The sequence below is a fragment of the Sulfitobacter sp. R86518 genome, assembly GCF_042466275.1.
GTDB classification, from domain to species: Bacteria; Pseudomonadota; Alphaproteobacteria; order Rhodobacterales; family Rhodobacteraceae; genus Sulfitobacter; species Sulfitobacter pontiacus.
The window spans coordinates 840,848-858,725 of record NZ_JAXHCA010000005.1; the positions used below are offsets into that span (position 1 = coordinate 840,848).

General features: G+C 61.7%; 16 protein-coding genes and 1 tRNA gene. 10 read left to right on the forward strand and 7 right to left on the reverse strand.

Annotated features, from left to right (window positions below):
• Window positions 1-56 precede the first annotated feature (56 nt).
• Both SJY36_RS04950 and SJY36_RS04955 read right to left on the reverse strand, forming a co-directional pair.
• Entirely contained in the window at window positions 57-203 is a 147-nt protein-coding gene (locus SJY36_RS04950; RefSeq protein ID WP_386173405.1) for a hypothetical protein, read from the reverse strand.
• The gene (locus SJY36_RS04955; protein ID WP_386173407.1) at window positions 187-1,074 is read right to left on the reverse strand and encodes a glycosyltransferase family 2 protein; all 888 of its coding nucleotides are present in this window, start codon (window positions 1,072-1,074) and stop codon (window positions 187-189) included. Before SJY36_RS04955 ends, SJY36_RS04950 begins: the two co-directional genes overlap by 17 nt.
• A 214-nt stretch (window positions 1,075-1,288) precedes the next feature.
• Between SJY36_RS04955 and SJY36_RS04960 the strand changes: the two genes are divergently transcribed.
• From SJY36_RS04960 to SJY36_RS04980, 5 genes are all read left to right on the forward strand, one after another.
• Window positions 1,289-2,095, forward strand: a complete 807-nt coding sequence (locus SJY36_RS04960; protein ID WP_037963241.1) for a hypothetical protein — start codon at window positions 1,289-1,291, stop codon at window positions 2,093-2,095.
• 75 nt (window positions 2,096-2,170) lie between these two features.
• Complete coding sequence (locus SJY36_RS04965; protein ID WP_386173409.1) at window positions 2,171-3,925, forward strand: glycosyltransferase family 2 protein; 1,755 nt, start codon at window positions 2,171-2,173, stop codon at window positions 3,923-3,925.
• 118 nt (window positions 3,926-4,043) lie between these two features.
• Window positions 4,044-5,489 (forward strand): hypothetical protein, encoded by a 1,446-nt coding sequence (locus tag SJY36_RS04970; protein ID WP_386173411.1) that lies wholly within the window; start codon window positions 4,044-4,046, stop codon window positions 5,487-5,489.
• On the forward strand, window positions 5,489-6,298 hold the full coding sequence (locus SJY36_RS04975) for a hypothetical protein (protein WP_386173413.1): 810 nt from the start codon (window positions 5,489-5,491) through the stop codon (window positions 6,296-6,298). The genes SJY36_RS04970 and SJY36_RS04975 overlap by 1 nt, the downstream gene beginning before the upstream one ends.
• The gene (locus SJY36_RS04980) at window positions 6,295-8,595 is read left to right on the forward strand and encodes a sulfatase-like hydrolase/transferase (protein ID WP_386173415.1); all 2,301 of its coding nucleotides are present in this window, start codon (window positions 6,295-6,297) and stop codon (window positions 8,593-8,595) included. Before SJY36_RS04975 ends, SJY36_RS04980 begins: the two co-directional genes overlap by 4 nt.
• A 43-nt stretch (window positions 8,596-8,638) precedes the next feature.
• Here the strand turns inward: SJY36_RS04980 and SJY36_RS04985 are convergent, their stop codons facing one another.
• The 4 genes from SJY36_RS04985 to pcaC are packed head-to-tail and all read right to left on the reverse strand — an operon-like array spanning window position 8,639 to window position 11,175.
• Entirely contained in the window at window positions 8,639-9,469 is an 831-nt protein-coding gene (locus SJY36_RS04985; protein WP_386173417.1) for a 3-keto-5-aminohexanoate cleavage protein, read from the reverse strand.
• A complete protein-coding gene (gene pcaG, locus SJY36_RS04990; protein WP_289079679.1) occupies window positions 9,462-10,067 on the reverse strand; it encodes a protocatechuate 3,4-dioxygenase subunit alpha in 606 nt (201 codons plus the stop codon). Before pcaG ends, SJY36_RS04985 begins: the two co-directional genes overlap by 8 nt.
• Window positions 10,067-10,798, reverse strand: a complete 732-nt coding sequence (gene pcaH / locus SJY36_RS04995) for a protocatechuate 3,4-dioxygenase subunit beta (RefSeq protein WP_037943727.1) — start codon at window positions 10,796-10,798, stop codon at window positions 10,067-10,069. Before pcaH ends, pcaG begins: the two co-directional genes overlap by 1 nt.
• Window positions 10,795-11,175: a 4-carboxymuconolactone decarboxylase gene (gene pcaC / locus SJY36_RS05000; protein ID WP_184582682.1), complete on the reverse strand. Its 381-nt coding sequence runs from the start codon at window positions 11,173-11,175 to the stop codon at window positions 10,795-10,797. Before pcaC ends, pcaH begins: the two co-directional genes overlap by 4 nt.
• A gap of 234 nt (window positions 11,176-11,409) precedes the next feature.
• On the opposite strand from pcaC, the gene SJY36_RS05005 reads away from it, so the two are divergent.
• The 4 genes from SJY36_RS05005 to SJY36_RS05020 all read left to right on the forward strand — a co-directional run bounded on the left by SJY36_RS05005 (window position 11,410) and on the right by SJY36_RS05020 (window position 16,007).
• Window positions 11,410-12,522: an S-(hydroxymethyl)glutathione dehydrogenase/class III alcohol dehydrogenase gene (locus SJY36_RS05005; protein ID WP_005852224.1), complete on the forward strand. Its 1,113-nt coding sequence runs from the start codon at window positions 11,410-11,412 to the stop codon at window positions 12,520-12,522.
• Window positions 12,523-12,698: 176 nt separating this feature from the next.
• Complete coding sequence (locus SJY36_RS05010; protein ID WP_005852225.1) at window positions 12,699-13,157, forward strand: (2Fe-2S)-binding protein; 459 nt, start codon at window positions 12,699-12,701, stop codon at window positions 13,155-13,157.
• Between the two features lies 1 nt (window position 13,158).
• Window positions 13,159-15,399 carry a xanthine dehydrogenase family protein molybdopterin-binding subunit gene (locus SJY36_RS05015; protein ID WP_386173420.1) on the forward strand — a complete coding sequence of 747 codons (2,241 nt, stop codon included), beginning with the start codon at window positions 13,159-13,161 and terminating at the stop codon, window positions 15,397-15,399.
• The gene (locus SJY36_RS05020; protein WP_386173422.1) at window positions 15,396-16,007 is read left to right on the forward strand and encodes a hypothetical protein; all 612 of its coding nucleotides are present in this window, start codon (window positions 15,396-15,398) and stop codon (window positions 16,005-16,007) included. The genes SJY36_RS05015 and SJY36_RS05020 overlap by 4 nt, the downstream gene beginning before the upstream one ends.
• Here the strand turns inward: SJY36_RS05020 and SJY36_RS05025 are convergent, their stop codons facing one another.
• On the reverse strand, window positions 16,008-17,522 hold the full coding sequence (locus SJY36_RS05025; RefSeq protein ID WP_386173424.1) for a malonyl-CoA synthase: 1,515 nt from the start codon (window positions 17,520-17,522) through the stop codon (window positions 16,008-16,010).
• A gap of 155 nt (window positions 17,523-17,677) precedes the next feature.
• Between SJY36_RS05025 and SJY36_RS05030 the strand changes: the two genes are divergently transcribed.
• A tRNA-Gly gene (locus SJY36_RS05030) sits at window positions 17,678-17,752 on the forward strand.
• Window positions 17,753-17,878: the final 126 nt, after the last annotated feature.

The following is a 17,878-nucleotide window of genomic DNA, read 5'->3' on the forward strand; positions in this document are numbered from 1 at the left end:
CGCGGCCGGTATCCGGTCGCGCCCTTTTTTATGTCGTGGTGTCAATGTAACGGGGCTTAGCTGCCCGCGTGGCGTAGCAGATGGGCCTGTGCCTGCTCTGCCGTGGGCGGGGTGCTGCTGCCCAGCAACAGCAGATGCCAGTAGAATTGCACCTCTGCCGGATCGGTCATCAATGCGGCAAAGCTGTCATGGTGCCACTGCACCGCCTGTGCGTGCGCATTGGCGACACCGGGCAGGGCGTGCAGGCGGGTGACCTTCTGCCATCGTTGCGTCCAGCATCGGGTCGATCATCGTGTCAGCGGCGGTGTTGAAATTACGCTCCGCCCAGTAATGCAGATCCAGCCGCTTTGTCGTCCGGTTGGGCAGGCCACGCCCGCGCTTGACCATAAACTCGCCCGCCGAGCGCAGGGAATAGTGGTTCAGCCGCGCCTGTGCTTGGGCTTGCATCACGCCGAACAGGTTGATCCGGTTGTCATTTTCGGCAAAGCCCCCGGGGGCGGCCTGAACACCGCCGAGATTCCACAGCGGGCTGACACCGCGCTTTTTCTTGGGCCGATGCACGCCGAGCTTCTGAAAGGCCGCGGGCCGGTGCAGGGTCTTGAAGAAGCTTCCCGCAGGCAGAAAGAACGGATCAGGGGCCGCATGGCGAAACCGCAGCGGGGTGAGCGTATCTTGCAACGCCTCTTGCCCGTCCGCGCCGAAAAACCGCCACGGCAGGGCAATCGCGTCGGTATCCGCGGGGACAGAGGCGATCAGATCGGGCAGCCCACGCATCGGTGCTGCGAGGGTTAGAAACTCATCCGCGTCAAAAAACAGCGCCCAATCGGCCTGTTTCATCAAATCATGGCGGTCGGCCAGACGCATGGCCTGCCATTGCACCGATGTGTCGCCCTCGGGGGTGAAGGGCACATGGGTCACATCATCCAGCAGGGCCAGCAGGGCCGGCGTGCCATCGGTGCAATCATGGGTAAAAATCAGAAAATCCGTCACCCCCGCCGCGCGGTGATGCGCGATCCATTCAAGGCAATAGGGCCCTTCGTTGCGCATGCAGGTTACGGCAAGGATACGTGTCACGGGCGGGCAGTCCCTTGGGTCAGGATATCAAAGGTTGTGCAAATGACTCTCATGCGGGTCAGGGCAAGTCAATCTTTGCCACAGGCGATGCCGCGTCGGCTTAGGATTGTTTACAAGCCGGGGTCGGCTAAGCTATCGTTCTGCCAATGTATTTGAAACCACCACGGTGCATTTCAGCCCCGCGTTTCGCGCCACCAGAGAGGCCCCTTATATCATGAACACCCGTCGCCCTGTCGCCTCCCTTTGGATTGGCGAAAAGCTTCATTATCTGAACCAGCTTTGCCTCAAGTCCCATGTCGTTGCGGGTCATAAAACGATCCTGTATTGCGCCGATAAAGTGGACAACGCCCCCGAAGGGGTCGAGGTTCGCCCCGCGTCCGAGATCATGGATATTGACCGCGAGCTGGTCGCCGCGACCAGCGCGTCGTTCCTGTCGAATGTGTTCCGTTACAAGATGATCCAGAAGACCGGCGCGATCTGGATCGACTGCGACGCTTTCTGCCACCAGCCTTTCCCCGAGGATCAGGAATATATCTTTGGCCGCCACGGCATGTCCGGCGCGCTCAACTGTGGTGTGGTGGGGTTGCCGCAGGAATGCGAGTTGATGGATCAACTGCTGGATTACTACGATAACCTGCCGGACTATCCCGCATGGTGGAACAAGAACCAGCGCAAGAAATACGACCGGCAAGACCCCAAACTGACCCATGCGCACCGCATCTATAATGCCGAGCGTACGGCCTTTGGCCCGCAGGCGTTTACCTATTTCGCCAAGCAGACCGGCCAGTATGAAAAAGCCAGCGAACGCGAGGTGCTTTATCCGGTGCCGTTCCAGTTGAACGACATCTTCTATGACCCGCATGGCCGCGTCGAAGGGCATTTCACCGACAAAACCCTGTCTGTGCACCTTTATACCAATGGCACGAAACCGTGGTGGGAAAAGAACGAACCTCTGCCCGGTTCCTATGCCGCGCGGATGTGCGAAAAGATCGGGATCGACCCGTCCAAAGCGCTGCGCTAAGCCGCGTTACGAAGGGCCTTTGCCATCAATCTGAAACCGCACACCAGCCGGCACGGCAAGCTGCTGGCCATCTCTATGATGAAGGACGAGGCACCATTCCTGCTGGAGTGGTACGCCCATCATCTTGCCGTGGGGTTCACCAAGATACTCGTTTACACAAACGATTGTTCCGATGGCACCGATGACATGTTGATCCGGCTTGAAGAGCTGGGTCTGGGCTACCACCGGCGCAACGACATCCCCGAAGGTGTGAAGCCGCAGCCATCTGCGATGAAATACGCGCAGGCCGAACCCAAAGTCGCCGAGGCCGACTGGATCTTGATGTTCGATGCCGATGAATTCCTCTGCATCAACTATGGTGACGGCACGCTGGACCAGATGCTGGACGCGGCAGGGGATGCCAACGGCATCGTGATCACCTGGCGCATCTTCGGCTCTGGCAATGTGGTCGACTGGTCCCGCGATCCGGTGACCGAACAATACCTCTATGCGGCACCGCCGACGTGGAACAAGGGCTGGGGCGTCAAGACGCTGTTCAAGTTTGACCCTGACAAGTGGAAGATCGGCATCCATCGCCCGTCGATCAAGAACAAGCATCTGGAGACCGGCTTTCCCGACACTGTGAAATGGCTCAACGGGTCGGGTCAGCCGATGGAGGATTACTTCAAGTTTCGCGGCTGGCGGTCGATCCGGCGCACCGTGGGCTATCAATGGGCGCAGATGAACCACTATGCGGTCAAATCGGTCGACAGCTATGCGATCCGCAAGTTTCGTGGCAATGTGAACAACAAGAAAGACAAGTATAACGCCGACTATTGGTCATTGCAGGACCGAAACGAGGTCTATGACGACAAGATCCTGCGCTATACTGAACGACGCAAGCAGATCATGGAGGAGCTGCTGACTGATCCGGTTCTGTCGCGTCTCCATTATGCCGCCATTGAAAAGGTCGAGGCGCGGCTTGAAGAATACCGCGCGACCGACGCCTATGCGGAACTGAAGCAATCGCTGCTTGCGGCATCCGAGGTGCCGATCACGCAGATCGTGGCCAAGCCGCCCAAGGCCCGCGACCCCGAAGAGATCGCCAAGCTGATGTCTCAGGTCGAGAAAAACGTCGCCGACCGCCCCGCCGAGGAACGTCGTAGCGTGCCGGAACCTGCGTTCGCGGATGTCGCAGAAGGCGGCGACGGGTTCGTTCCGGGCGACATTGACGTATCGGTTCAAACGGCAGTGGACTGGGTGCCCAACCACGACATCGCCCTGCCTGCGGATGTGCGTATCTTTGCGCAAAGCACGCTCGAGCTTGTGATGCGCGGCAAATACCAAAGACGCATGGCGCGCATGACCGGGCGTATGGTCGAGGATGGCCAAAAGGTGCTCGACCTTGGTGCGGGGATCGGTTTTCTGTCGATCCATGCCGCGCAAACGGTGTCAGGTGCGACGGTTTTGGCGCAAGAGGATAACAGCTCGCGGTTGGCGATCATGCGCGACGTGCTGGACCATAACGCGCTTGAACTGGGCGACCGTTTGTCCATGATCAACGCGCCGGTGATCTGCGACAACGATGCCGAAACCCTTGCGCGGGTGAACCAGATGATCGCGGACCATCAGCCGGATGTTCTGCGCATCAGCTACGAGGAACTGGGCGGCAAATTGCTGAGCCGGGTGACGCTTGGTCCTGTGACGCGTGTTGTGTTGTTCGGGCCTGCCGTGGCCGCGTTCCACGCCCAACGGAGCAAGGTCAAGGACCCGAGCCTTTCGCCCGACCAGGACCAAAGCATGCCCGAATTTGTTATCATCGAGCCAAAGCAGGCTGCCCATGCGACCTGAGACGGCTTTCCCGAAGGGGATGGAGGCTGCGGTGCTTTTGCCGCCTCGGGGATGGTGACATAAACGATGCTGAAGGGGGCGCGAAACGGCGCCCGACCCGCCAATAGGAACGTATCAAATGCCAGACCACGCCCCCAGTAAACGCGGTGTCCTTCTTCGGGCAAAGAACGGCGACGTGATCGGCTTTGACGAAACGGGCCTGCGCCTGAACCTCTCGGACAGCGTCATCGCGGATATCCACCGCCGCCTGCCTGCCGGAGGGCAGGTGCTGCCCGTCGATGCGGCTGTGTTGGGCGATGTCGATGCGTGGAACCTTCGAGAGCAGGGGGAATGGTACGTGTTTGACGCGAACCTGCCCGGTGCCCAAGGCACGCGGCAATTCCGCCGCAAGATCACCGCTGCCCCGGACGCCAGCGCGCCTGATATCATTGCCGACACGTCGGGCGCGGTCTTTGGTGTTCTGGCCATCGGGGGCACGCGGCGGGCGGTGACTGCAGATGAAACACTGTCCTTCCCCTACCACGTGGTGACCACCGGTGATGACCTGGGGCCCGCAGGGGCTGCGGGGACAGAAACGCTGGCACCCACTGACCTGATGCAGCGCCTGACTGAACAGACCCGCGACAGCCTGATCGCCGACGAAATTCTGCGTCGCAGGTACGCGGAGCACCGGGCCCTGCCACTGCTTTATGCGCGCACCGAAACCGACAGCAGCGCCAGCATCACCGCGTTGATCGAGGGGGCCGCCTTTACCAGCTTTCATCAGACTGTCGCCAACCTTTGTGGCGCCGCGCGCGCATTGGGTAAACCGGCCAAGGTGCTGTCGGTGGGGCTGGATTTCACGCTCGAAGATGTTCTGAGCACCGGACCCGAATGGTGCGCCGCCATGCACGCGCTGATGCGCCGTATCACGGATATCTTCGCCGACCACGGATTGCGCAAGCCGCTGTTTACGGCTGTCTTTGATGCAGGGACGCGGGATGTATCGGACTCGGACGTGCTGCGCGCGCAGTGGGATTTGGCATGGAACAAGGGCGGGCACGATCACGTCTACGCGGCACCGGGCTATATGTTCGCGCTGGATGAATTTGGCCGGCCCACAGATGTCGCGCGGCTGCAAATGGCCGAGATGGAGGCCTGCGCGATCGAGGCGCGCAACAGCGACCAACCGTGGAACTGTCCCGTTCTTCTGCTGGCAGAGCGTGAGCCCGACAACCCCAGCGTGATCCGTTGCCGCGGGGAGGGGATGGGCTCCTTTGTGCTGGATGCCGCCGACCCGCTGAATGCCGGTGGTGCCTGTGGTTTCCGCCTTGAAGGGGACAGTGCCGGTGCCAAGATTACCAGCGTGCAAGTTGATGCCAAAGACCGTAACGATCTGCTGATCACCTGTGACAAGCCTCCGGCGGGGGAGGGGCTGACGCTGTGTTACGCCATCGGGGCCGCACCCAGCGACGACGGGATGCCCGCCAATCGCGGGGCGCTGCGCGACGGGTTCTGCTATGCCAGCCGAACCGGAGAGATGTTACACCGTTGGGCGCTGCCAGCCGCGCTGCCGGTGCACTGATGCAAGATTTTACGCCCCTTTATGTCGATATCGACCTGCCCGAAGGTGCCTTGTTGCGCGATGACGCAGCGCAGGCCAGCGTCGTGGACGCCTGTCACCCCAATGATGCGCAGGCGATCTGGTATCACGCCCATGCCCCCGCCATGACCTTCAATGCGCAAAAGGCGATGACCCAATGGGCCGCCGAGAACGGACTTGGCTCGCCCGCGCGCCCTGTCGATCCGAACGACGACAATGGCACACTGCTGGAGCGCGGCGGGGTGGCATTCACGCGCGGGGTGAATTGCGGCTTTGTCGTTGATGCGGCATTGGTCGAGCAGGACTGCTTTTGCCTTGCCATCCGCGTCACTTCGCCCGACGCAGAGGCGCGTAGCCTCCTGACGGTGAACCCCGACGCCAGCGACAACTACCTGTTTCTCAGCGAAAGCGAGGGCCGGCTGATCTGGCGGGATGATGCGGGTATGGTTGAGGTTTCCATCCCCGCACCGGGTAAGGACTATTGGGTGCTGGCAGGTTTTGACCAAGGGCAGTTGCATCTGACCGCCGCACCGGTCGGGGATGTGTTTCCGATCCCGCAGAAGAGCACCCGACCAAGCGCTGAACTGGCGGCAGAGTTGAACGGTGTGGCTGATCTGTTCATCGGCTGCCGGTCCCACCGCAAGGGGATCCTCAAGACCCTGGGCTCATCGGTGGTGCATGATGTGCTGATCTGGCTTGATCATGGCGCCAGCACGCCCGTCGCCCTTGAACAGGTCGCGCGCGCTTGCCGCTATGCCGAAGCGCCCCGAAACACAGGGGAACGCGCATGAGCTTTACCAGAACCGACACCGCTGGCGGCAATATCTGTGTCATCTGGATCGATGATATGATCGATATTTTCACGTGGCGAACGGCCTTCGGGCTGCAGATCAGCACGCCCAATATCGACCGCTTCATGTCCGAGGGGACGCGGTTTTCCAACGCCTATGCCACCGTGCCGCTTTGTGCGCCGTGCCGGGCGGAACTGGCGACGGGGCTGTCACCGTTTCGCACGGGGCTGGTCGATCTCAACCGGTTTTGGCGCGATATCTTGCCGCCAACGGCGGGCTGGCAATACGATTTGCGCCGCAACGGGTTTCGGACGTTCACGACGGGCAAGGTCGACAGCAACTACAAACCCATGCCCCATGAATATGCGCGCATCCTCTTTCATGAACAGCCTGAGGCAAAGGATGCGGGGCGGCGATCCAAGGTCAAGAAATACCTCGACAAGGGGCCGGGGATCGCGGGCGTGAACCATCCCGATGACGATGGCAGCCAGGATGACCGCTTCTACGACAATAGGGTGGCGCAGAACGCCATCGACTATCTGGATCGGGCGGACCCTGCGCGGCGGCACCTGATCCAGCTGGGCTTCAAGCACCCGCACTACAACTTGCAATGCCCCGACCGCTTCTATCAGCAGTATGATCCCGACCAGATTGTCTGGCCCAATTCTGCCGCGCCGGAAGATTATTTTGGCCCGCAGGAGGGCATGGCCGTTTACGAGGCCGCCTATATCGCCAACGGTCCCTGGACCCCGGAGAAGGCGGGCGATCATGCGTGGCGACAGGTTGTACGCGCCTATTTCGCGGCCATCAGCCATGTGGATGCGGAAATCGGCCGCTTCATGGACGCCTTGCGAGGCTCGGAGCTGGCGCAAAATACCACCGTCCTGTTGCTGTCAGACAATGGGTTCAACCTTGGCACCCACGACAGTTTCCACAAGATGAGCCAGTGGGACAGCGCCGCCCATGTGCCGCTGGGGATCTGGCACGCAGGCATGACGCAGGGCCGCGTGGTCGAGATGCCCGTATCGCTGCACAATGTGCCCAAGACGATCATGGACTTGGCGGGGCTGCCATACCGCCCCGACTGGACGTCGGGCCAAAGTCTGCTGCCGCTGATTGATGACAGTTTCGGATCGTATGACGACAGCAAGTCTCCGGTGACGAGCGTTTTCGGCACGCTCTCCGTGCGCGCCGCCGATCCTGATCTGAGCCAATACCGCTACTTCCGCTACCCCAACGGCGAAGAGCATATCTATGATCTGGTCGCCGACCCCGGCGAGACGACAAATATCGTGGAAACGGCCCCGCTCGACGCGTTGCGCCGCACGATGGTGGATAATGCGCTCGACCTCGGGCTTGACCTGCGCGGGTTCGAGAACCCGCAGCGCGGGGTCAATGCGATGATGGCGCTGGACGGCTCTGTGGTGCTGGCGGGGGGCACGGCGGATAATGATTATTGGGCCTATGGGGCCAATGCCGAAAAGATTTCGGAAGATGAAGACGGCGGCAATGACACGTTGTGGTATATGGCGGGGCCAGATGACTATGTGCTGCACTTGCCCGCCTATATCGAGAATATCCGCATCGCCACTGTCGTCGCCCGGGAAGAGCAAGACCCCTCGAAGGGCAAGCCCATTGCGGTCGTGGCGCATCCGGATACCCCGATGAACTTCGAAACCTCCGAAAGGGTCGCGGTGAACGTCCAGGGAAGCCGCGGGGCCGATATGATGATCGGTGCAAAATACGCGGGCGCGACCTTCTATGGCGGTGCTGGCGACGATATGTTGATCGCCAAATCAGGACGCGGCAAGGATGTGCACCTGTTCTACGGCGGCGCGGGCAATGACACGCTGATCGGCGGCAATGGGCGCGACATCCTCGACGGGGGCGCGGGCAACGACGTGATCCGTGGCGGGGCAGGGCGCAGCAAGATCTACGGCGGGCCGGGCAATGACGATATTTCCGACGGCGAAGGCGGGTCCGAAATCCACACCGGCCCCGGCCGTAATCGTGTGAAATCCGCAGGCGGGGATGATACGATCTATATCGGCAGCGGGCACAACACGATTGAACCCGGCAAAGGGCGTGCGACCTTCCACGTGGCTTATGGCGGCGTGACGACGCTTACCGGATGGGAGGACGACTATACGCTCGACCTATCCGACTGGCCGGCCGCCCCGACCATCACAATCGACGAAGGCCGTGGTGCGGAACTGAGGCTCGGCGTCGCCGTCGTGCGGATCAACGCCGCCGTCAGCGCCAGTCAATTACAGTCGCAAATCCAGCAAAGCCGATGAAAGCGCTGTCGCCCGCCGAAAGCCCGGGGCGACAGCGGATGTCTTAGGCGCTGCGCAGGCCCAGCATGTCGCGCGCCTGCTGCCAGGTCGCCACGGGGCGTTCGTATTTCTCGCATAGATCCGCGGCGCGTTTGATCAGCGCCGCATTGGATGGGGCGAGCGTGTTGCGGTCCAGACGCACGTTGTCTTCCAGGCCGGCCCGCGTGTGACCGCCCGCTGCAATCGCCCATTCGTTCACGACGATCTGGTTCGGCCCGATCCCAGCGGCACACCATGCGGCCTCGGGCGCGCGGGCCTTCAACTGCGCGACGTAGAAGTCAAAAACCTCTTTATCCGCTGGCATGGCGTTTTTCACCCCCATGACGAATTGCACATAAAGCCGCCCGAACAGCTTGCCGTCCTTGTGGTGCTGGATCGCCTGCAGGATGTGGCTCAGATCGAAGGCTTCGATCTCGGGCACAACCTCATGGGCGCGCATTTCGGACGCCAGCCAATCCACCAGATCCGGCGGGTTCTCGTAGACGCGGGTGGGAAAGTTGTTCGACCCCACCGACAGCGAGGCCATATCGGGCCGCAGTGACAGCATGCCGCCGCGCGCCTTGCCCGCACCTGACCGCCCGCCGGTCGAGAACTGGATGATCATCCCGGGGCAGTGTTTCTCCAGCCCCTCTTTCAACCGCGCGAATTTTTCAGGGTCAGAGGAGGGCGTCTCGTCTTCATTGCGCACATGGGCGTGGCAGATGCTTGCCCCGGCTTCAAAGGCTTCATGCGTGCTTTCAATCTGCTCGGTGATCGTGACGGGCACGGCGGGGTTGGCGGCTTTGGTCGGTACGCTGCCGGTGATGGCAACGCAAAGAATGCATGGATCAGACATCTAGGAACACTGTTTCTTTCTCGCCCTGAAGGTAAATATCAAACCGATAGACGCCATCGGTTTCTTTCTCCGCGATCAGGGTCGCAACGCGGTTTTGATGTTCAATACGGGTCAGCAGCGGGTCGGCGCTGTTATCGGCATCGGGGAAATACATGCGTGTATTCAAGCCGATATTGATCCCGCGCGCGACGATCCACAAGCTGATATGCGGGGCCATCATACGCCCGTCGGGAAAGGGCACGGCACCGGGGCGGATGGTGTCGAACTGCCATTCGCCGGTGTCATAATCGCCCGCCTTGCGCCCCCAGCCGGTAAAGTTCGGATCGGCGGCCCCACGGGGGTCGTTGCCCGGATACAGCCCCGCCGCATCGGCCTGCCAGATCTCGACCAGCGCGTCTTTCAGCGGCGTGCCGGTGCCATCATAGATCGTGCCCTTCACCGTGATCCGTTCGCCTTTGGTCTCGGCATTGACCATACGCGCGCCCAGATCCTCGGGGTAGACGCCGGTGATGTCGCAAAAATTCGGCACGCAGCCGATATGCACATAGGGCCCCGCGGTCTGCGACGGGCTTTCTTTCAACTGGGTCAGCTCTTGCATCAGTTCCCCTCCATCCGGTTTTCAAACATGGTGGACCGGCGGCCCCTGAGCACGATGTCGAATTTATAGGCCCGCGCATCCATAGGCACGGTATTGTCCATGTCCAACGGCGCGATCAACTGCTCTACCGCGGCGCGCGACGGGATCGTCTGCACGATGGGGCATTTCCAGATCAGCGGGTCACCCTCAAAATACATCTGCGTGATCAAGCGCTGCGCAAAACCCTGTCCGAAAACGGAAAAATGGATATGCGCCGGGCGCCAGTCATTCACCCCATTGGGCCAGGGGTAGGCACCCGGTTTGACCGTGCGCAGGCTATAGCCGCCGTTCTCATCGGTCACAGTGCGGCCACACCCACCAAAATTGGGGTCGAGCGGGGCCAGATATCCCTCTTTCTTGTGGCGATAGCGCCCGCCCGCATTGGCTTGCCAGAATTCAAGCAACACACCAGGCACACCGCGCCCGTTCTGGTCGAGCACACGACCATGCACGATGATCCGCTGGCCAATCGCCATCTCGCCCTCGGCGGCGTAGTTGAGGATCAGGTCATTATCCAGCGCCCCCAGCATATTGTGGCCAAAGACCGGGCCGGTCTGCTCGCTCAGCGTGGTATTCATCGAGATCAGCGCCTTTTGCGGCGACCGCACCACCGATGTCTTATAGGCCGGTGCCAGCGCGGGCGGGTGCCAGCTGCGGTCACGGTGAAAGAACGCTCCGTTCTGATCGGTCATTCGGCGGCTTCCATTTCCTGATAGGTCTGTTTGGCGAGTTTAAGCGCATGGTTCGCCTTTGGCACCCCCGCATAAATGGCAACATGCTGGAACGCCTCGATCACATCGGATTTGCTGGCACCGGTATTGGCGGTTGCGCGGATGTGCATGGGGATTTCCTCGAAATTGCCGGTCGCCGCCAGCAGGGCTAGCGTCAGCATCGACCGTTCGCGGTGGCTGATCTTGTCGCTGGCCCAGACGGTGCCCCAGGCCGCTTCGGTGATCAGACTTTGGAACGGCGCGTCCAGCTCGGTCTTGGCGGCTTCGGCGCGGTCCACATGGGCATCGCCCAAAACGGCGCGGCGGGTGGTCATACCGATCTCGGTTCGGTCGGCCATGTTCTTCTCCTCGGTCACGGTGGGTGTTCATTGTCGCGCTGCCGATTGGACAGGAAAAACACGCGGCGCGCAAACGCATATCCGCCCTTCCAAATGGATGAAAATCCCGGGGGAGGGGCCGCAAAGCGGTGCCGGGGGCAGCGCCCCCTTATGCCTGTCCGGCCTCCCCCTGACCTTGACATCGCAGCGCTTTTTCGTCCTTTTGGCCGAAACAGCAAAAGGACGCTTCTTATGATGAAAACACGCGCCGCCGTCGCCGTTGCCGCAGGGCAACCGCTTGAAGTGATGGACGTAAATCTCGAAGGCCCCAAGCGGGGAGAAGTCCTGATCGAAATCAAGGCCACCGGCCTGTGCCACACCGATGAATTCACCCGTTCGGGCGACGACCCCGAAGGGATTTTCCCGGCCATTCTGGGCCACGAGGGCGCAGGCGTCGTGCTTGAGGTCGGCGAGGGCGTCACCACGCTCGAGGTCGGCGATCACGTGATCCCGCTTTACACGCCCGAATGCCGCGAGTGTGAGTATTGCCTATCGGGTAAAACCAACCTCTGTCAGGCGATCCGCGTGACCCAAGGCCAAGGGCTGCTGCCCGATGGCACCACGCGGTTCTCGATGATGGATGGCACGCCGATCCACCACTACATGGGCTGTTCGACCTTCGCCAATCACACGGTCATCCCTGAAATCGCCCTTGCCAAGGTCCGCAAGGACGCGCCCTTTGACAAGATCTGCTATATCGGCTGCGGTGTGACCACGGGCATCGGCGCGGTGATCAACACCGCCAAGGTAGAGATCGGCGCGCGCTGCGTGGTCTTTGGCCTGGGCGGCATCGGGCTGAACGTCATTCAGGGCCTGCGCATGGCGGGGGCCGACCAGATCGTCGGCGTCGATCTGAACGACGACAAGGAAGAGACAGGCCGCTACTTCGGCATGACCGACTTTGTGAATCCCACCAAGGTCGAGGGCGATATGGTCGCGCATCTGGTCGAGCTGACCAAAGGCGGCGCGGATTACACCTTTGATGCCACAGGCAATACCAAGGTCATGCGGCAGGCGCTTGAAGCCGCGCATAAGGGCTGGGGGGAGTCGATCATTATCGGTGTTGCACCGGCGGGGGCCGAAATCTCGACCCGTCCGTTCCAGCTGGTCACGGGCCGCGTCTGGAAAGGCACGGCATTCGGCGGGGCCAAGGGCCGCACCGATGTGCCCAAGATCGTGGATTGGTACATGAACGGCAAGATCGAAATCGACCCGATGATCACCCACAAGCTGACGCTGGATCAGATCAACGAAGGGTTCGAATTGATGCACAAAGGTGAATCCATTCGCGCCGTCGTTGAATTCTAGGCGCGCATTCGTAAAACTTGCGACAAACGCCGTCCTCACGGGGGCGGCGTTTTATGTTTTCTGAAACCCCTCGTGACACGATGTTTTGACGTGAGGGCACGAAGGGATGCGGGACAGATTGGGTTTACCACCCCGTTCCCGCTGGTATTTATAGAGTGAACGTCGGGAGACAAGGCATGAAACTTACAGTAAATGGCGTGACACATGATGTGGACGTCGAGGAAGACATGCCCATGCTCTGGGTCTTGCGCGACGTTCTGGGGATCACCGGCCCGAAATACGGCTGCGGGATCGCGCAATGCGGGGCCTGCACCGTGCATATGGACGGGATCGCGGTCCGGTCGTGCCAGTTGGCCGCGGGCGATGTCGAGGGCGAGATTACCACCATCGAAGGATTGGGCTCTCCGGCGGTGCGCCATGCGGTGCAGGAGGCCTGGATCGACCTGCAGGTCGCGCAATGCGGCTACTGCCAATCGGGGCAGATCATGCAGGCGGCCTCTTTTCTTGAGCTGAACCCGACCCCTACGGATGACCAGATTGACGCCGCGATGAGCGGGAACCTTTGTCGTTGCGGCACCTATCCCCGTATTCGCGAGGCGGTGAAATCCGCCGCGATCAAGCTCAAGGCGGTGTGATATGGGACGTGTGAAAACAATTGCGCGCCGCAGCTTCCTGATCGGCTCTGCCGCTGTTGCAGGCGGCGTCGTCTTTGGCACCTATCTTTACAAACGCGAGGGCGCGAACCCGCTGCTCGACGGGTTGAAACCCGGCGAAACCGCGATCACCCCCTACGTCAAGATCGACGCTCAAGGGATCACGCTGATCACGCCGCGCGCGGATGTGGGGCAGGGCGCGTGGTCGATGCAGGCGCATATGATCGCCGAAGAGCTCGACATTGATCCACGCAGCGCCAAGCTGTCGCCCGGTCCGGCGGATGCGATTTACTACAACGGCGTTGTCGGGGCAGAGGCGCTGCCGATTGCCGCGACCTCTGACACGATGCTGGCACGCGGCGGGCGCGGTGCGGTTGATGTCATGGGCAAGCTGATGGGGCTGCATATCACCGGCGGCTCGTCCACCGTGCCTGATATGTATGATCGCCTGCGCATGGCCGGTGCCGTCGCACGCGAGACGCTGATCAAGGCTGCGATGAAGCAGACCGGCCTGCCGCGTGACCAACTGGGGACAGAGAACGGCTGCATCGTGCTGCCGGATGGGTTGAAGATCGAATACATCGACCTTGCCAGCATCGCCGCTGAGATCGAGCCGGTACAGGATGTCACCCTGCGTGATCCATCGGAATGGCGCTATCTGACCAAGCCGCAGAAGCGGACCGATATCGTGGCGAAATCCACCGGTCGGCAGATCTACGGCATCGACATGCAGATGGACGGTATGGTGATCGCCACGACCCGCACCAATCCGGCGATTGGCGGCGGGCTGAACGGTTTTGACGCCGAGGCGGCACGCCAGATGCGCGGGGTCAGCGCGGTCTTGCCCATCACCGGCGGCATCGCTGTGGTGGCGGATAACACATGGCGCGCGTTTCAGGCGGCTCAGGCGGTTGAATGTGACTGGGGCCCGTCGCCCTATATCGGTGACAGCGCCGACCAGTTTGCCGCTGTGGCGGCCTCTTTCACCGACGATCACCGCGACAGCCGGTTCAAGGATGAAGGCGATGTAGAGGAGGCGTTGCAAGATGCCTCGGTGGTCGAGGCGGAATACCGCATCCCCTATCTGGCCCATGCGCCGATGGAACCGATGAGCGTCGTGGTCAAGCTGACCGAGGGGCGGCTGGATATCTGGACCGGCACGCAAATCCCCCGTTTCGTCAAGGCGAATATGGCGCGGCTGACGGGGTTGGACGGGGATGACATCCACGTGCATGTGCTGATGTCCGGTGGCAGCTTTGGCCGGCGCCTTGAGGATGATTATATCGCCCAAGCGGTCGAGATCGCGATGCAGATGCCGGACACGCCGATCAAGATGATCTGGCAGCGCGAGGAAGACTTCACCCATGATTTCCCCCGCCCGCTGGCCATTGCGCGCGGGCGCGGTGCTGTGGCGGATGCCGGTATCGCGGCGTTTGATCTGTCTATCGCGGCCCCTTCGGTCGCTGAATCCTCGCTCGCAAGGTTGAACCAACCCGCCTTCGGCCCTGATGTCGCGATTGTCGCGGGGGCCTGGGACCAGCCGTTCCAGATCCCCAACTACCGCGTCACTGGCTACCGCACGCCAGCGATGGTGCCCATCAGCTCTTGGCGGTCGGTCGGGGCGTCGGGCAACGGGTTCATGCACGAAAGCTTCATGGACGAGATGTGCCACGCAGCGGGTGCAGACCCGTTGCAAGAGCGGCTGCGCCTGTGCTGGCACGACGCATCGCGCAAGGTGCTGGAGGCGGTGGGCGAGATGTCGGAGTGGGGCAGCGATCTGGGGCCGAACCGGGGCCGGGGGCTGGCCTTTACGCTGGCCTTTGGCGTGCCCGTGGCCGAGGTGGTCGAGGTCACCAATACCCCAGACGGCATCCGTATCGACAAGGTGTTCGTCGCCGCCGATGTGGGCCGCGTGCTGGACCCCGTGAACTTTGAGGCGCAGCTGCAAGGCGGTGTGATCTTTGGCCTAGGCCACGCGATGAACTGCGAGCTGACCTATCGCGACGGCGTGGCAGAGCAGGATAACTACCACGCCTACGAAGGGATGCGCCTGCACCAGACGCCTCAGATCATGGTGCGCGGGCTTGAGAATGGCGACAAGATCAGGGGCATCGGTGAACCCGCCGTCCCCCCCGCAGCACCTGCTTTGGCCAATGCGATCTTTGCCGCGACGGGGCAGCGTATCCGCGAACTGCCGCTGTCCAAGTCGATCGACTTTGTATGATCTCCCTTCGCGGGGGGATCATCGGCGGGATCATTGCGCTGGTCTGCGCGGGCGGTGCTTTTGCGCAAGAAGCACCCGATCGCGCAGCGGCGCTGGCGGCGTGGGATGATATCCACACGGTCGTTTCGCATCCGCGCTGTACCAATTGCCACGTGGGCCCTGCTGGCGTGCCGCTCTGGGAGGGGTTGGGCCACGAGGAGGCTGGCGACCAAGCGCCCGTGCACGGCATGAACATCCTTGCCGATGAAAGCCGCATCGGGGCCGAGACGATGCCTTGCCGCACCTGTCACATCAGCGCCGCGTCGGAAAATACCGTCCCCCACGCGCCACCGATGATTGCGGACGCATGGCGGCTTCCCCCGATAGAGATGGCGTGGAAAGGCAAGACCAGCGCCGAGATATGCGTACAACTGCGTGACCCCGACAGCAACGGTGCCTTTGCGCCCGAAGACCTCTCCGATCACCTGCGAACGTCGGCCTTTGTGGCATGGGGCTTTGACCCCGGCGCAGGGCGCGCGGCGGCCCCCGGTAGCATCCCCGAGATGCAGGAGGCGCTGGCGATCTGGGTGGCAGGCGGCACGCCCTGTGTGGGCGACCCGCACCCGTAGTCAGCCCTTGAACAGATCCGCATAGGTTTCGCGCAGCCGGTTCTTTTGCACCTTGCCCATCGTATTGCGGGGCAGGGCATCAACCACCACCAGCTTGCGCGGACATTTGAACCGCGCCAGCGATTGCGCGACGGTCTGCGACAGCGCCTCTAGGTCCAGATCACGGCTGCCATCGGCGACCAGCACACCAACCGGTGCCTCGCCCAGATCCCCATGAGCCACGCCGATCACGGCGCTTTCCAGCACGCCGGGTTGATCGTCCAGCACCTGTTCGACCTCTTTGGGATAGATGTTATAGCCGCCGGATATGATCAGATCCTTGCCGCGCCCGACGATCTGCACATAGCCGTCTTGATCAATCAGCCCCAGATCGCCGGTGATAAAGAACCCGTCAGCGCGCAGTTCAGCGGCGGTTTTTTCGGGCATCTGCCAATAGCCTTGGAAAACATTCGGCCCGCGGACCTCGACGACGCCGATCTCTCCCTGTGGTAGGGTTTCGCCGGTATCGGGGTCGCAAATCTTGAGCTCGACCCCCGGCAGGGGCGTGCCGACGGTACCGCCGCGCCGCGGCCCGTCATAGGGGTTCGAGGTGTTCATATTGGTTTCCGTCATCCCGTAGCGTTCCAGAATACGGTGGCCTGTGCGTTCCTCGAACTGCTTGTGCGTTTCGGCCAGCAAGGGGGCAGAGCCCGAGATGAACAGACGCATATGCGCCGTCAAACCGGCGGTGAAGTCATCAGAGCCCAGCAAACGGGTGTAGAAGGTCGGCACGCCCATCAACGCGGTGGCCTGCGGCATGAAACGGATCAACTGATCGATATCGAGCTTGGGCAGGAACACCATCGCGCCACCGCTGAGCAGCATGATATTGGTCGCCACGAACAGCCCGTGTGTGTGGAAAATCGGCAGCGCATGGAGCAGCACATCAGCCTTGGTAAATTGCCAGACATCGACCAGCGTTTCGGCGTTGCTCAGCAGGTTTCGCTGGCTCAGCATCGCGCCTTTTGATCGGCCCGTGGTGCCCGAGGTATAGAGGAAGGCGGCCAGATCCTCGGCCCCGCGGTCGACGGCCTCGAATGTGTCGGGCAGGGTGGCTGCCAGATCGCGCAGCGTGCCACGGCCGGTGTTGTCCATCGTCTCTACCGCAGCACCGGCGGCGGCAGCGACCGGCGTGAGTTCGGTAACATCGGCAGGATCGCAAACCAGCAGCCGCGCGCCCGAGTTGCCGACGAAATAATCCACCTCGGACGCGGTGTAGCCGGGGTTGAGCGGCAAGAACACCAGCCCTGCCTGCACGCAAGCGGCATAAAGCGCCAGCGCATCCGGCGATTTGCCGACCTGCACCGCGACACGGTCGCCCGCTGTCAGCCCCTTGTCCGAAAACGCATTGGCATAGCGCGCGGCAGAGCGGATGAATTGGTCATGGGTGATGGTGCGCCCGTCCGGCAGGATCAGGAACGGCGTGTTTTGCCCGATGTGGCGACCGAATAAAGCGTCGTAAAGCGGGTTGGGCATCGTCGTCTCCTTCTGACCTTTGGTAGCGCGGAATTTGCGCCATCGGCAGGGCCAGGTAAAGGGCGGCAAATGGCGCATTTTGATCTTTGCTGCATTTCGCGCGTGCAGACGGCCTTGACGACCCGCAGCGTATGACTTACCCCTCCTCCCGTAGCGCGGGCGTTGTGTAATGGTAAGACCTTCTGCCTTCCACGCAGAAGACGCGGGTTCGATTCCCGCCGCCCGCTCCACTCCTTTCCCGACATCCTTTTGATTTTGGCTATTTGCGCTGGATCAATGCGCTTTTGTCGCAAGCGCCTTAGGGGTGCAGCCCTTGACCCCGCGCGATGTGCGGGCGATGACACGGCAGCACTCCA

Bases quoted from the DNA above. Each gene is read 5' to 3' on its own strand.
- SJY36_RS04965 (WP_386173409.1), top strand. From the start codon at position 2,171: ATGATGAAGGACGAGGCACCATTCCTGCTGGAGTGGTACGCCCATCAT.
- SJY36_RS04985 (WP_386173417.1), bottom strand. From the start codon at position 9,469: ATGTCTGATCCATGCATTCTTTGCGTTGCCATCACCGGCAGCGTACCG.
- SJY36_RS05025 (WP_386173424.1), bottom strand. From the start codon at position 17,522: ATGCCCAACCCGCTTTACGACGCTTTATTCGGTCGCCACATCGGGCAA.
- SJY36_RS04980 (WP_386173415.1), top strand. From the start codon at position 6,295: ATGAGCTTTACCAGAACCGACACCGCTGGCGGCAATATCTGTGTCATC.
- SJY36_RS05015 (WP_386173420.1), top strand. From the start codon at position 13,159: ATGGGACGTGTGAAAACAATTGCGCGCCGCAGCTTCCTGATCGGCTCT.
- SJY36_RS05010 (WP_005852225.1), top strand. From the start codon at position 12,699: ATGAAACTTACAGTAAATGGCGTGACACATGATGTGGACGTCGAGGAA.
- pcaH (WP_037943727.1), bottom strand. From the start codon at position 10,798: ATGACCGATCAGAACGGAGCGTTCTTTCACCGTGACCGCAGCTGGCAC.
- SJY36_RS04960 (WP_037963241.1), top strand. From the start codon at position 1,289: ATGAACACCCGTCGCCCTGTCGCCTCCCTTTGGATTGGCGAAAAGCTT.
- pcaG (WP_289079679.1), bottom strand. From the start codon at position 10,067: ATGCAAGAGCTGACCCAGTTGAAAGAAAGCCCGTCGCAGACCGCGGGG.
- pcaC (WP_184582682.1), bottom strand. From the start codon at position 11,175: ATGGCCGACCGAACCGAGATCGGTATGACCACCCGCCGCGCCGTTTTG.
- SJY36_RS04975 (WP_386173413.1), top strand. From the start codon at position 5,489: ATGCAAGATTTTACGCCCCTTTATGTCGATATCGACCTGCCCGAAGGT.
- SJY36_RS05020 (WP_386173422.1), top strand. From the start codon at position 15,396: ATGATCTCCCTTCGCGGGGGGATCATCGGCGGGATCATTGCGCTGGTC.
- SJY36_RS04970 (WP_386173411.1), top strand. From the start codon at position 4,044: ATGCCAGACCACGCCCCCAGTAAACGCGGTGTCCTTCTTCGGGCAAAG.
- SJY36_RS05005 (WP_005852224.1), top strand. From the start codon at position 11,410: ATGAAAACACGCGCCGCCGTCGCCGTTGCCGCAGGGCAACCGCTTGAA.